This window comes from Pseudomonas sp. PDM26, from assembly GCF_019219185.1.
Classification (GTDB): Bacteria; Pseudomonadota; Gammaproteobacteria; order Pseudomonadales; family Pseudomonadaceae; genus Aquipseudomonas.
Genome location: NZ_JAHUWC010000011.1, coordinates 164,411 through 177,911 on the forward strand (window position 1 = coordinate 164,411; position 13,501 = coordinate 177,911).

The following is a 13,501-nucleotide window of genomic DNA, read 5'->3' on the forward strand; positions in this document are numbered from 1 at the left end:
GGTCCCATGCCCAACCGCCCACCTCTCGACGCTGTCACCGCCCGTTGGGTGCCGTGGGTCGTCGCCATCGCCTTCTTCATGCAGTCCCTCGACGGGACGATTCTCAACACTGCCCTGCCAGCCATGGCCCGCGACTTGGCCGAAGACCCATTGCGCATGCAGGGCGTGATCATCGCCTACATGCTCACGGTCGCGTTGCTGATCCCGGCTTCGGGCTGGATCGCCGATCGCTTCGGCACCCGAAAGATCTTCTTCAGCGCGATTCTGTTGTTCAGCTTCGGTTCGCTGCTCTGCGCGCTGTCGAGCAGCCTGACCATGCTGATCGGTGCCCGGGTGATCCAGGGCCTGGGTGGCGCGTTGATGTTGCCGGTCGGGCGGCTGGTGGTGTTGCGCGCCTACCCGCGTTCGGAACTGGTGCGGATCATGGGTTTCATCACCATTCCCGGGTTGCTTGGCCCTTTGATCGGCCCGACCATGGGTGGCTGGATGGTGCAATACCTGACCTGGCACTGGATCTTCCTGATCAACCTGCCCGTCGGCGTCGTCGGTTGCTACGCCGTGTGGAAATTCATCCCCGACCTTCGCGGCACCGAGCGCACCCGATTCGATAGCCTGGGTTTCGTGCTGTTCGGCGCGGCGATGATTCTGATCACCATCGCCATGGAAGGCCTCGGCGAACTGCACCTGCCGCATTTGCGGGTAATGTTGCTGCTGTTCGGCGGCATGGCTTGCCTGGCGGCGTATTGGCTGCGTGCCGGGCATATCGATAACCCGCTGTTCGCGCCGTCGCTGTTCAAGACCCGGACCTTTGCCGTGGGCATTATCGGCAACCTGTTCGCCCGTCTCGGCAGCGGCGCCCTGCCCTTTCTGGTGCCGTTGCTGCTGCAAGTGGCGCTGGGCTATTCGCCGTCCCAGGCCGGGATGAGCATGCTGCCGCTGGCGGCGGCGGCGATGATCGCCAAGTGGGTCGCGCGGCCGCTGATCGAGCGTCTGGGTTATCGCGTCGTGCTCACCGGCAACACCCTGGCGCTGGGGATCATGCTGGCGAGCATGGGCCTGGTCAGCGAGCAGACGCCGTACTGGCTGCTGCTGTGCCTGCTGGCGATCCTCGGGGCGATCAACTCCTTGCAGTTCACCGCGATGAACACCGTGACCCTGATCGACCTCGACGACGCCAGCGCCAGCAGCGGCAACAGCCTGCTGTCGGTGGTCGCGCAATTGTCCCTGAGCCTGGGGGTTGCGTGTGCGGGTGCGCTGCTCGGTGGCTTTACGGCGGAGATTGGCAATGACGGCGTGGACACGGTTTTGGGGGCATTCCAATTGACCTTCGTGACCGTCGGAATCATGGCGATGCTGGCCGCTACGATCTTCTCGCAACTGTCAAAGAATGACGGACGGCGTGTTAAACGTCCGGAACAGCACATAGAGCCTTAGGGCGAATGGCCACCGGGCTGGTACACTGCGCGACATTTTGTTTTGCAGGCCAGTCCCGTGACCACCATCGCCACCGAATTTAATACTTTGCCGCTGTCCGCCGCCATGCTGGCTAACCTCGACTCCCTCGGTTATGCCCAGATGACGCCGATCCAGGCGCAAAGCTTGCCGGTGATCCTCAAGGGGATGGACCTGATCGCCCAGGCCAAGACCGGCAGCGGCAAGACCGCCGCGTTCGGCATCGGCCTGCTGAACCCGATCAATCCGCGCTACTTCGGTTGCCAGGCGCTGATCCTGTGCCCGACCCGCGAGCTGGCTGACCAGGTCGCCAAGGAAATCCGCCGCCTGGCCCGTGCCGAAGACAACATCAAGGTCCTGACCCTGTGCGGCGGCGTGTCCCTCGGCCCGCAGATCGCTTCGCTGGAGCATGGCGCGCACATCATCGTCGGCACCCCGGGGCGTATTCAGCAGCACTTGCGCAAGGGCTCGCTGGTACTCCACGGCCTGAACACCCTGATCCTCGACGAAGCCGACCGCATGCTCGACATGGGTTTCTACGATTCCATCGAAGAAATCATCATGCAGGCCCCGGAGCGTCGCCAGACCCTGCTGTTCTCCGCCACCTACCCGGTAGGCATCAAGCAGTTGGCCTCGAAGTTCATGCGTAACCCGCAGCAGGTGAAGGCCGAAGCGTTCCACGACGACACGCAGATCGAGCAGCGCTTCTACGAGATTTCCCCGGATGACCGCATGAGTGCGGTGACCAAGGTCCTTGGCCACTTCCGCCCGGCCTCCTGCGTGGCCTTCTGCTACACCAAGCAGCAGGTTCAGGAAACCGTCGACCACCTGACCGCCAAAGGCATTTCCGCCGTCGGCCTGCACGGCGATCTGGAACAGCGTGACCGCGACCAGGTATTGGCGATGTTCGCCAACCGCAGCACTTCGGTGCTGGTCGCCACCGACGTTGCCGCCCGCGGTCTCGACATCGATTCCCTGGACATGGTGATCAACGTCGAACTGGCCCGTGATTCGGAAATCCACATCCACCGCGTCGGCCGTACTGGCCGCGCCGGTGAGAAAGGCCTCGCGATCAGCCTTGTCGCGCCGTCCGAAGCACAGCGCGCACAAGCCATCGAGCAATTGCAGCAGACGCCATTGACCTGGGATCAGGTCGACAACCTCACCTCCAAGGGCGGTGGTCCGCTGTTGCCGCAGATGACCACGCTGTGCATCGCTGCCGGCCGTAAGGACAAGGTTCGCCCGGGCGACATTCTCGGCGCACTGACCGGTGACGCCGGCATCCCCGGTGCCCAGGTCGGCAAGATCGCGATTTTCGACTTCCAGGCCTATGTGGCCGTGGAGCGCGGCGTCGCCAAGCAGGCCTTGCAGCGCTTGAACGACGGCAAGATCAAGGGCCGTTCGTTGCGCGTTCGCATCCTGTAATAACGCCACACATCTCCCTGTGTAGGAGCTGCCGCAGGCTGCGATCTTTTGATCTTGTTTTTTAAAAGCAAAATCAAAAGATCGCAGCCTGCGGCAGCTCCTACAGGTACGTAATACTGAGGACACCGTTTTGCGCTCTACCGAAGTCGTGATCATTGGCGCTGGCGCCGCAGGGTTGATGTGTGCACTGACCGCCGCCGGGCGCGGGCGCAAGGTGTTGCTGCTCGACCATGCCAACAAGGCCGGCAAGAAAATCCTGATGTCGGGCGGTGGCCGCTGCAATTTCACCAACATGTACACGGAACCGAGCAATTTCCTCTCGCAGAACGCGCACTTCTGCAAATCCGCCCTGGCCCGCTACACCCAGTGGGATTTCATCGGCATGGTGGCCAAGCATGGCGTGCCGTATCACGAGAAAAAACTCGGCCAGTTGTTTTGCGATAACAAATCCAGCGACATCCTGGAAATGCTCCTGAATGAGTGCGACCAGGTCGGCGTCAGCCTGCACCTGGACACGTCGATCCAGACCATCGAGAAGCTCGAAAAGGGCTATTTGCTGGACACGACGCTCGACCAGATAACGTGCGAATCCCTGGTGATCGCCACCGGCGGCCTGTCGATCCCGACCCTGGGCGCCACCGGCTTCGGTTACCAGGTGGCCAAACAGTTTGGCCACGAACTGCTGCCGACCCGCGCTGGTCTGGTGCCGTTCACCATCACCGATCAGCTCAAGGCCTTGTGCACCGAGTTGTCTGGCACGTCGGTGGATTGCCTGGTGAGCTGCAACGACCAGAGCTTTCGCGAGAACATCCTGTTCACCCACCGCGGCCTCAGCGGCCCGGCGATTTTGCAGATCTCGTCGTTCTGGGAGTCTGGCGATACCGTCGAGATCAACATGATGCCGGATCACGACGTGCCAGGCTGGTTGCAACAGCAGCAGGCCGAACGTCCCAATAGCGAGCTGAAAACCCTGCTCGGGGAAATCTTCACCAAGAAGATGGCCAACCTGCTGGCGGACAACTGGTTCGTCTCCAAACCGATGAAACAGTACACCCACGCGGAACTGGCCGATATCGCGGAAAAACTGGCGAGCTGGAAAGTCGTGCCGGCGGGCACCGAAGGCTATCGCACCGCCGAGGTGACCCTGGGTGGCGTCAACACCAATGAAGTGTCGTCCAAGACCATGGAATCGCTGAAAAGCCCGGGGCTGTACTTCATCGGTGAAGTGCTGGACGTGACCGGGCATCTGGGCGGGTTCAATTTCCAGTGGGCCTGGGCATCCGGGTATGCCGCCGCGCAGTACGTCTGATCGCACCACCCCTGTAGGAGCTGCCGAGTGAAACGAGGCTGCGATCTTTTGATCTTGAAAAGCAAAATCAAAAGATCGCAGCCTTCGGCAGCTCCTACAGAGGCGGTGTATCGCCAAGGAAGGAACAGATTTTGCTGTCTGATGTGATCGACGCCATTGCGTCGGCGTCATTAGTGGCTCAATTTAGCGTCATTGCCTCGGAAGGCCTTCGCATTTCATGTCATCGACTTCGTTCCGCCAGTCTCTGCGTCGCCTCTGGGCACTGGATAAGTTCAGCTACAGCGTGCGGGTATTCATTGCCCTGACCGGCACCATGGCGCTGTGTTGGTATCAGGATGAAATGGGCCTGCTGATCCCGTTGTTCCTGGGGATTATCGCCAGTGCCCTGGCCGAAACCGACGACAGCTGGCAGGGCCGTCTCAACGCGCTGGCGGTGACGCTGGTGTGTTTCGCGGTTGCCGCCCTGTCCGTCGAACTGCTCTTCCCCTACCCCTCGCTGTTTATCATCGCCTTCGCCCTGGCCGCGTTCTGCCTGACCATGCTCGGCGCCTTGGGCGAACGCTACGGCGCGATTGCCTCGGCGACGTTGATCCTTTCGGTCTACACCATGATCGGCGTGGACCAGCGCGGCGGCGCGGTCATCGATGTCTGGCACGAGCCGGTGCTGCTGGTGGCCGGTGCCGCCTGGTATGGCCTGCTCTCGGTGTTGTGGCAGGCGCTGTTTTCCAATCAGCCGGTGCAGCAGAGCCTGGCGCGCCTGTTCCGTGAGCTGGGCTTTTACCTGAAGCTCAAATCCTCGCTGTTCGAGCCGATCCGGCAGATGGACGTGGAGGCACGGCGCCTGGAACTGGCCCAGCAGAACGGTCGGGTGGTGGCGGCATTGAACGCTGCCAAGGAAATCATCCTGCACCGGGTCGGTAACGGTCGCCCGGGGTCGAAAGTCAGCCGCTACCTGAAACTGTACTTCCTCGCCCAAGACATCCACGAACGCGCCAGCTCATCGCACTATCCATACAACGCCTTGGCCGATGCCTTTTTCCACAGCGACGTATTGTTCCGCTGTCAGCGCCTGTTGCGTCAGCAAGGCAAAGCTTGCCGAGCCCTGGCCGAATCGATCCAGATGCGCCAGCCGTTCACCTATGACGCCAGTTTCGCCGAGGCCCTGAGCGACCTGGATGCCTCCCTGGAACACCTGCGCATCCAGAGCAACCCGGCCTGGCGCGGCTTGCTGCGTTCACTGCGGGCACTGGCGGCCAACCTTGGCACTCTCGACCGCTTGCTCAGCGATGCCAGCAACCCCGACGCCCTGGCCGACGCCACCGACAGCAGCTTGCTCGACCGTTCGCCGCGCAGCCTCAAGGACGTGTGGTTGCGCTTGCGCACGCAACTGACGCCGACCTCGCTGCTGTTCCGCCATGCCCTGCGATTGCCCCTGGCCTTGAGCATTGGCTACGCCATGGTGCATTTGATTCACCCGTCCCAAGGCTACTGGATCATCCTCACCACGCTGTTCGTCTGCCAACCGAACTACGGCGCCACCCGCCGCAAACTCGGTCAACGGATCATCGGCACCGCCATCGGCCTGACCCTGGCCTGGGCGTTGTTCGACCTGTTCCCGAACCCACTGATCCAGTCGTGTTTCGCCATCGCCGCCGGGGTGGTGTTCTTTACCAACCGCACCACCCGCTACACCCTGGCGACGGCGGCGATCACCCTGATGGTGCTGTTCTGCTTCAACCAGGTGGGTGACGGTTACGGGCTGTTCCTGCCACGGCTGTTCGATACCTTGCTCGGCAGCCTGATCGCCGGGCTCGCGGTGTTCCTGTTCCTGCCGGACTGGCAGGGCCGACGCCTGAACAAAGTGCTGGCCAACACCCTGGCCTGCAACAGCATTTACTTGCGCCAGATCATGCAGCAATACGCGGCGGGCAAAAGCGACGACCTGGCTTACCGCCTGGCCCGCCGCAACGCGCACAACGCCGACGCGGCGCTGTCGACCACACTGGCCAATATGCTGATGGAGCCTGGGCATTTCCGTAAGGAAGCGGATGTCGGATTCCGCTTCCTGGTGCTGTCGCACACGCTACTCAGCTACCTGTCAGGCCTGGGCGCACACCGGGAAACCCAACTGCCAGCGGACGTGCATGAACATTTGATCGACGGAGCCGGGGTGAAACTGGCTGCGAGCATCGACGAAATCGCTCATGGGCTGGCGAGCAAATCCTCAATTGCGATTCAAAGCGATGAGGAAGAAGCACTGGCCTATGGACTGGAACAGATGCCCGATGAAATCGATGAGGGGCAGCGGTTGGTGCAGACGCAACTGGCGCTGATTTGTCGTCAGCTCGGGCCGTTGCGGACGTTAGCGGCGCATCTGATCAAGGACACCAGTGAGGATTGAGATCTCTTGTGTCTGGGCGGGCCTCTTCGCGGGCAAGCCCGCTCCCACATTGGTTTTGTGAACGACGCAGATCTAGTGTGGGAGCGAGCCTGCTCGCGATGAGGCCCGCTCAGACAACACAGAAACTGGCTCAACCCACTCACATCCCATGCTGTTTCATCAAATTGTCATAACTCCCATCCACCTTCATCGCCGCAATCTCCCGGTCGAAACTGGCGACGATCTGCTCATGCAGCGGATTCTTCAGGCTGACCAGAATGTGCAGGCTGTTCTCGCTCAATGCCTTGGGCAGGAATTCCACGGCGTTTCGTACCTTGGGTGACTCACGGGACAGGTAGTAGCGGGCGACGTACTCATCTTCCAGCGTCAGTTTGACCCGGTCGGCCGCGACCATGCGCACTGCCATGGCGAAGCTGTGCACCGGGATTTTCTGCAATGAGTCGTCGTTGTCGAACGCGGGCGAATAGGCGTAACCGCGCACGATGGCAATCGGATACGTGTGCAATTGCTGCAGGTCGTTGAACTCGATGGGCACGTCTTTACGCTTGAGAAACCGTACGCGATTGAGCAGGTATTCGCCGGAGAACTGGCCGAATTTTGTACGCTCGTCGTTGTACCAGGCGTTGACCAGCACGTCGTAGCGGCCCTCGCCCACACCCATCAAGGCCCGCGCCCAGGGCACTTGTTCAAACTCACTGGCATAGCCGGCCCTGGCGAGCGCGGTACTGACAATATCCGTGGCCAAACCACCGTTGAGGAGCGTGGAATCGGTAAAAGGGGGCCAGGCATCAGCGACCAACCGCAGTTTTTCTGCCGCTGCTCCCTGAACCAGCAACAGCAATCCAATCAAAGCAAAAGCTCGATGCAATCGCGGCATGCCAGAAAATCCTTAGCGGGCGGATTGCCCAACGTGTTTTCAGCCAAAACCCCAAGGCCTCGTACTGACAAGCCCGGGTACGAAACATCAGCTCATCGAAGCCACAGCACAGCGCTTCGATCCAGATTACACAAAGAAGACATCCGCGCGAGAAATGAATGATGGCATTTTGGCCTATGTCACAGATTCTTCCGCCATAAAGACTTCTGGCGTGACTGCGCTTAGTATCGGAACGACGTTTTCAGGGAATCAAAACATGACAGTCGATTGGATCTGCAAACACCACAGCGACCTGGGCAAGGAACAGCTGTACGCCATTTTGCAGTTGCGCGCCGAGGTGTTCGTCGTCGAGCAGCAATGCGCTTATCAAGACGTGGATGGCCAGGACCTGGAAGGTGACACTTGTCACTTGATGGCCTGGGACGGCAATCAACTGGTGGCCTATCTGCGGCTGCTCGACCCGGAACTGCAAGGCGGGGACGTAGTGATCGGTCGGGTGGTCATTGCTCCACACGCACGAGGCGCCGGGCTTGGACATGAGTTGATGGACCAGGCGTTGGAGCAGATTGAAGAGCGCTGGCCGCAAACGCCGATTTACCTCTCGGCCCAGACGCATTTGCAGGGGTATTACGGGCGGTACGGGTTTGTCGTGACGGGCGAGGAGTTTGTCGAGGATGGCATTCCACACATTGGCATGCGTCGCTCCTGAAGGCCCCTTCGCTGGCAAGCCAGCTCCTACAGGGTTTGGCTTGCCAGCGAAGGCGTCAGCACAGATACCGCCAATACTCAGGGATACTCCAGCACTGCCTTGATCTGCCGCAGATTACGCTCGATCCACCCGCGATCGATCGCACCCCACTCGCGAATCCGATAGCGCCCCGCATGGTTGCGCGCACCCTCTTCCTGCTCGAATTCACAGACAATATCCAGATCCGCCAACGCCGCGATGGTGTCCTGTGCCGTGCGCCGGGGCATGCCGGTGACCTCGGTCAGCGCCGGGACACTGCTGGCCAGCCCGCTGTCGATCAGGTACGCCACGTACAACCGGCGGTAGAAGCTGCTCTTGGTCTTGCTCACGTCCATCCATTGCTCCTTAAAAGATCGCAGCCTGCGGCAGCTCCTACAGATCCCGCCACGTCAGGTACACCCGCACATCAAATTCCACCTGGTGATAACCCGGCAGCATGTGCTCGCACAGTTTGTAGAAGGCCTTGTTGTGGTCCGACTCCTTGAAGTGGGCCAGTTCATGCACCACGATCATTTTCAGGAACTCGCAAGGCGCTTCCTTGAACAGCGAAGCGATGCGGATTTCCTTCTTGGACTTGAGTTTTCCGCCTTGCACCCTGGAGATTGTGGTGTGCAGGCCGAGTGCACGGTGAGTCAGGTCCAGGCGGTTGTCGAACAGCACCTTGTCGATGGCCGGCGCATTACGCAGGTACTCCTGCTTGAGGTCCAGAGCATAGGTGTACAGCGCCTTGTCGCTCTGCACCCCGTGTTTTTGCGGGTAGCGCTGGCTCAGGTAATCGCCCAGCCGACCGTCGGCGATCAGCTGGCGCACCTGATCCTGCAAGGTAGCGGGATAAGCCTGGAGATATTTCAACACGGTCATCGGGGCGGCAATACACGTCACTAAAAGGTCGCCAGTGTAGCGAATTCAGCGGGGCAGCGCGCTCCAGTCAAACGGCTGGACAAAGACCCCGGCGTCTTCGGCCATCATCGGCCGGGCCACCAGAAAACCTTGTGCATATTCACAACCGTTGGCCTGCAGCCATTCATACTGCGCGACGGTTTCCACCCCTTCGGCAATCACCAGCATCCCGAACTGCTTGCACAGGTCGATCACACTGCGCACCAGCGCCGCATCCCGTGCCGACTCCGGCAACCGGGCGATCAAATGCCGGTCGAGCTTGAGGGTGTCCAACTCCAGGTTGCGCAAGTGCGTCAGGGAACAGAGGCCGGCCCCGAAGTCATCCAGTGCCACTCGTACGCCCAGATTGTGCAGCAGGCGCAATTGCTTGCGGGTTTCTTCGGGGTTGTGCATCAAGGCCTCTTCCGTGACCTCGACTTCCAGATGACGCGGTTGCAAGCCATGGCGCTCAAGCACCTGGCGCAACTCGGTGACCAGGTTAGGCATGCCGAACTGCGTACTGCTCAAACTGACGCCGAGCACCAGGCCCTCGGTAAACAGGGACTCCCAGGCTTTGCGTTGTCCGGCGCAGCGATGGTAGATCCAGCTGCCCAGACGACTGATCAGCCGCGCCTCCTCCAGCAATGGCAAAAACAGCCCCGGGGGTACATCGCCAACGCTCGGATGCTGCCAGCGCAACAAGGCCTCGAAGCCACGAATCCGCCCGTCGGCAATCGCCACCTGAGGCTGATACACCAGATTGAAATCCCGATTCTCAATGGCGGTTCGCACACTTTCTTCCAGCATCAACCGCGAGCGCGCCCGGCCGTTCATTTCGTGATCGTAGAAGCGATATTGCTGGCGACCGGCACGCTTGGCTTCGTACATGGCAATGTCGGCCGCCCGCAGCATCCCATCGAGATTGGCACCACAATCCGGGAACGTGGCGATGCCGATACTGGCACCCAGCACGATATCGAGGCCATCGATCTGCTGACAGATCGACACTCGCTCGATGAGCTTCTCGGCAATCTTCGCCGCCTGCTCGGGGAACTCCAGATCCAGCAGCGCGGTGAATTCGTCGCCTCCCATCCGCGCCAGAATGTCGAAGGGCCGCAGGCAGGCCTTCAACTGTTCGCAGACCCAGCGCAGCACCCGATCGCCGGCATCGTGCCCGAGCGAATCATTGACGCGCTTGAAGCCGTCGAGGTCCAGGTACATCAAGACCCAGCAACTGTCGGAGCGCTCACCGCGCAACAGCAGGTTCTCCACGGTCTGGTAGAAACCCCGGCGGTTGAGCAATCCGGTCAGCGGATCGGTGACCGCCTGAAATTCCAGTTGCTGATGCAGATGGCGCACCGCCGACATGTCCAGCACGGTGACCACCATCGCATGCTGCTCGGCAGGCAACGGTGCGCAGGACAAGGCCACCGGCACCTGCTGGCCGGGCGCCGTACGTAGCAGGGCATCGTGCAGGCGCAGGGTTTCGCCGCGTTTATATCCGGCCAGCAACTCGGAATCGGCCCAGATCGGGATATGCGGTTTTTGCAGGTAGTCCAGAAACTCCTTGCCTTGCAGTTCCTGCACCGTGGCATTGAGCAGCCGTGACATCGCCGGATTGGCAAAACGAATCAGACCGTCCTCACCCAATACCAGAATGCCTTCGGCAGCGTTATCCAGCACCGACGCATTAAAGGCACGAGCGGATTCCAGATCTTGACTCAGGCGCTGCAAGGCCCGGCGGTTATGCTGGTGCTCGAGCAACGCCTGGACCTTGGGCGTGAAGATCCGGGGGTCGAACGGCTTGAACAGGTAATCCACCGCACCACTGGCATAGCCCTTGATCACCGCGTCCTGGGACTGTTCGTTGGCGGTCAGGAAAATGATCGGCGTGAGACGGGTCCGCTGGCTACCGCGCATCAGGCGCGCCACTTCATAACCGTCCATGCCCGGCATCTGCACGTCCAGCAGCACCAGGTCGATATCGTGTTCAAGCAACAAACCGAGAGCCTCGAAACCCGAGGCGGCAGTCATGACCTGCCAGCCCTGGCGCTGTAACAACGCACGCATGCTGATCAGGTTTTCAGGGTAATCGTCGACGACTAAAAGGGTTGAGCCGCCTTCTACTGGCGTGGGTTGCGCGCATTCCATGCTGCTTCTCTAATTGCGGGGTGTCAGGCCGGCTTCTCGTGAAAACCGGACAAATACTGTGCCATCACTCTAGACCCGGTTCTGCAAAAGCAGAAGGTGTCAGTGAGCCATCATTCATTATTGTGTCTTTTTACCGACTAACGGTCGATGGTTCAGACTCATGAAACCGGGACAGATGGCATTCCGACAGGATGTTGACGTCAACCGCCCGTCCGACGAGCGTTAACAAAATATCCCGCTACGCTTATAAAGGCCCCCCCTAAAGGTGCGGTCTAGAGCTTCTGGCACACCTGTGTAGCATGAATCGAGCGGAAGAACCGACATGATCGATCTCGCAACCTGGAACCTCAGCGTCCCCGTCGGCAGCCCGCCGTACACCGTCGAAACCGCCAAACTGGTGGATGGTTTCAAGGATCAATACTTCCATTCCGACACCGGCACATTGTTTTTCTGGACGCCCGTGACCGGTTCCCGTACCGAAAACGCGATTTATCCGCGCACTGAATTGCGTGAAACCTACAGCAATGGCACGTTGCACAATTGGTACTACCCCGACGCTGACAATTCCCTGCATGCGACCCTTTCGGTCAGCCAGGTACCCAGCTCGGGCAAGATCGTCATTGGCCAGATCCACGCCTATAACAGCCAGAAGCCCATGGTGAAGGTCGAGTATCAATACAAAACCTACAGCTCGACCGGCAACATCGTCGCCAAAGTCCGCATGCACCCCGACGACACCCCCCGAATCATCACCATCGCCACCGACGTGAAACTCAATCAGGAATTCTCCTACCTCATCCACCTCAGCCCCGGCGGTGCATTGGGCATCAGTGCGGCGGGCTATCAGTGGAATACCGATATCAGCGTGATGTGGCGTGATAAGCCCCTGTACTTCAAGGCCGGCGTCTATGTGCAGGACAATACGGGGTACACAAGCGAAGGCGGGGAAGTGACGTTCAGCAGGCTGGATATTGATCACAATCAATAAACACACAAACTGTAGGAGCGAGCTTGCTCGCTCCTACAATGATCGTGTCGCCCACAAAAAACCCGCCTCTCGGCGGGTTTTTCATCAAGGCAGTTTAACGCTCAGGTTTAGTTGACCTTGGCGTTCAACTCACCTTTCAGGTAACGCTGGTACATCGCTTCCAGGGAGATCGGCTTGATCTTCGAAGCGTTGCCGGCAGTACCGAAGGCTTCGTAGCGAGCGATGCACACATCACGCATGGCGGTCACGGTGGCGCCGAAGAATTTACGCGGGTCGAACTCGCTCGGGTTGGTGGCCATCAGGCGACGCATTGCGCCAGTGGATGCCAGGCGCAGGTCGGTGTCGATGTTGACCTTGCGCACGCCGTGCTTGATACCTTCGACGATTTCTTCAACCGGTACGCCGTAGGTTTCCTTGATGTCGCCGCCGTACTGGTTGATGATCGCCAGCCACTCTTGCGGAACCGAAGACGAACCGTGCATCACCAGGTGAGTGTTCGGAATGCGCTTGTGGATTTCCTTGATGCGGTCGATGGCCAGCACGTCGCCGGTAGGCGGCTTGGTGAACTTGTAGGCGCCGTGGCTGGTGCCGATGGCGATGGCCAGGGCATCGACCTGAGTGCGTTTTACGAAGTCAGCGGCTTCTTCCGGGTCGGTCAGCATCTGGCTGTGATCCAGAACGCCTTCGGCGCCGATACCGTCTTCTTCACCGGCCATGCCGGTTTCCAGCGAACCCAGGCAGCCCAGCTCGCCTTCTACCGAAACGCCGCAGGCGTGAGCCATGGCCACGGTTTGTTGGGTCACACGTACGTTGTAGTCGTAGTCGGTCGGGGTCTTGCCGTCTTCGCCCAGGGAACCGTCCATCATCACCGAGCTGAAGCCCAGTTGAATGGAGCGCTGGCACACGTCAGGGCTGGTGCCGTGGTCCTGGTGCATGCACACCGGGATGTGCGGGAACTCTTCGATGGCTGCCAGGATCAGGTGACGCAGGAACGGTGCGCCGGCGTATTTGCGAGCGCCGGCCGAAGCCTGGACGATCACCGGGGAGTCAGTCTTGTCAGCGGCTTCCATGATGGCGCGCATCTGCTCAAGGTTGTTGACGTTGAAGGCTGGAACGCCGTAGCCGAACTCGGCTGCGTGGTCCAGCATCTGGCGCATGCTGATAAGTGCCATTGTGTATATCTCTCCCGGTTGAGGGTCGTTAATCGTGCCAGCCTGCCGTAGCGGCGGCGGCTATTCAAGTTATTGCAGATCGGGGGTTGAGCCCGGGCT

General features: G+C 60.2%; 11 protein-coding genes. 6 read left to right on the forward strand and 5 right to left on the reverse strand.

What is annotated here, in order from left to right; translation table 11 throughout:
• The first annotated feature begins 6 nt into the window (after positions 1-6).
• The 4 genes from mdtD to yccS all read left to right on the forward strand — a co-directional run bounded on the left by mdtD (position 7) and on the right by yccS (position 6,587).
• Positions 7-1,434, forward strand: coding sequence for a multidrug transporter subunit MdtD (mdtD, locus tag KW849_RS21450; protein WP_256357315.1), 1,428 nt, complete (start codon positions 7-9; stop codon positions 1,432-1,434).
• 105 nt (positions 1,435-1,539) lie between these two features.
• Positions 1,540-2,877 carry an ATP-dependent RNA helicase DbpA gene (gene dbpA, locus KW849_RS21455; protein WP_256357322.1) on the forward strand — a complete coding sequence of 446 codons (1,338 nt, stop codon included), beginning with the start codon at positions 1,540-1,542 and terminating at the stop codon, positions 2,875-2,877.
• Positions 2,878-3,007: 130 nt separating this feature from the next.
• Positions 3,008-4,186, forward strand: coding sequence for an NAD(P)/FAD-dependent oxidoreductase (locus KW849_RS21460; RefSeq protein ID WP_218431165.1), 1,179 nt, complete (start codon positions 3,008-3,010; stop codon positions 4,184-4,186).
• Between the two features lie 217 nt (positions 4,187-4,403).
• Positions 4,404-6,587: a YccS family putative transporter gene (gene yccS, locus KW849_RS21465; RefSeq protein ID WP_218431166.1), complete on the forward strand. Its 2,184-nt coding sequence runs from the start codon at positions 4,404-4,406 to the stop codon at positions 6,585-6,587.
• Between the two features lie 139 nt (positions 6,588-6,726).
• Here the strand turns inward: yccS and KW849_RS21470 are convergent, their stop codons facing one another.
• Positions 6,727-7,464 (reverse strand): ABC transporter substrate-binding protein, encoded by a 738-nt coding sequence (locus KW849_RS21470; protein ID WP_218431167.1) that lies wholly within the window; start codon positions 7,462-7,464, stop codon positions 6,727-6,729.
• A gap of 256 nt (positions 7,465-7,720) precedes the next feature.
• Between KW849_RS21470 and KW849_RS21475 the strand changes: the two genes are divergently transcribed.
• The gene (locus KW849_RS21475; protein ID WP_218431168.1) at positions 7,721-8,173 is read left to right on the forward strand and encodes a GNAT family N-acetyltransferase; all 453 of its coding nucleotides are present in this window, start codon (positions 7,721-7,723) and stop codon (positions 8,171-8,173) included.
• Between the two features lie 77 nt (positions 8,174-8,250).
• Here the strand turns inward: KW849_RS21475 and KW849_RS21480 are convergent, their stop codons facing one another.
• The 3 genes from KW849_RS21480 to KW849_RS21490 are packed head-to-tail and all read right to left on the reverse strand — an operon-like array spanning position 8,251 to position 11,242.
• On the reverse strand, positions 8,251-8,547 hold the full coding sequence (locus tag KW849_RS21480; protein ID WP_007894945.1) for a helix-turn-helix domain-containing protein: 297 nt from the start codon (positions 8,545-8,547) through the stop codon (positions 8,251-8,253).
• 37 nt (positions 8,548-8,584) lie between these two features.
• Complete coding sequence (locus tag KW849_RS21485; protein WP_102699232.1) at positions 8,585-9,073, reverse strand: YgjP-like metallopeptidase domain-containing protein; 489 nt, start codon at positions 9,071-9,073, stop codon at positions 8,585-8,587.
• A 45-nt stretch (positions 9,074-9,118) separates the two neighbouring features.
• On the reverse strand, positions 9,119-11,242 hold the full coding sequence (locus KW849_RS21490; RefSeq protein ID WP_218431169.1) for a bifunctional diguanylate cyclase/phosphodiesterase: 2,124 nt from the start codon (positions 11,240-11,242) through the stop codon (positions 9,119-9,121).
• Between the two features lie 322 nt (positions 11,243-11,564).
• On the opposite strand from KW849_RS21490, the gene KW849_RS21495 reads away from it, so the two are divergent.
• Positions 11,565-12,230: a polysaccharide lyase family 7 protein gene (locus KW849_RS21495; protein WP_218431170.1), complete on the forward strand. Its 666-nt coding sequence runs from the start codon at positions 11,565-11,567 to the stop codon at positions 12,228-12,230.
• A gap of 107 nt (positions 12,231-12,337) precedes the next feature.
• On the opposite strand, the gene fba is transcribed toward KW849_RS21495, so the two are convergent.
• Positions 12,338-13,402 (reverse strand): class II fructose-bisphosphate aldolase, encoded by a 1,065-nt coding sequence (gene fba / locus KW849_RS21500; RefSeq protein WP_008081027.1) that lies wholly within the window; start codon positions 13,400-13,402, stop codon positions 12,338-12,340.
• Positions 13,403-13,501 lie beyond the last annotated feature (99 nt).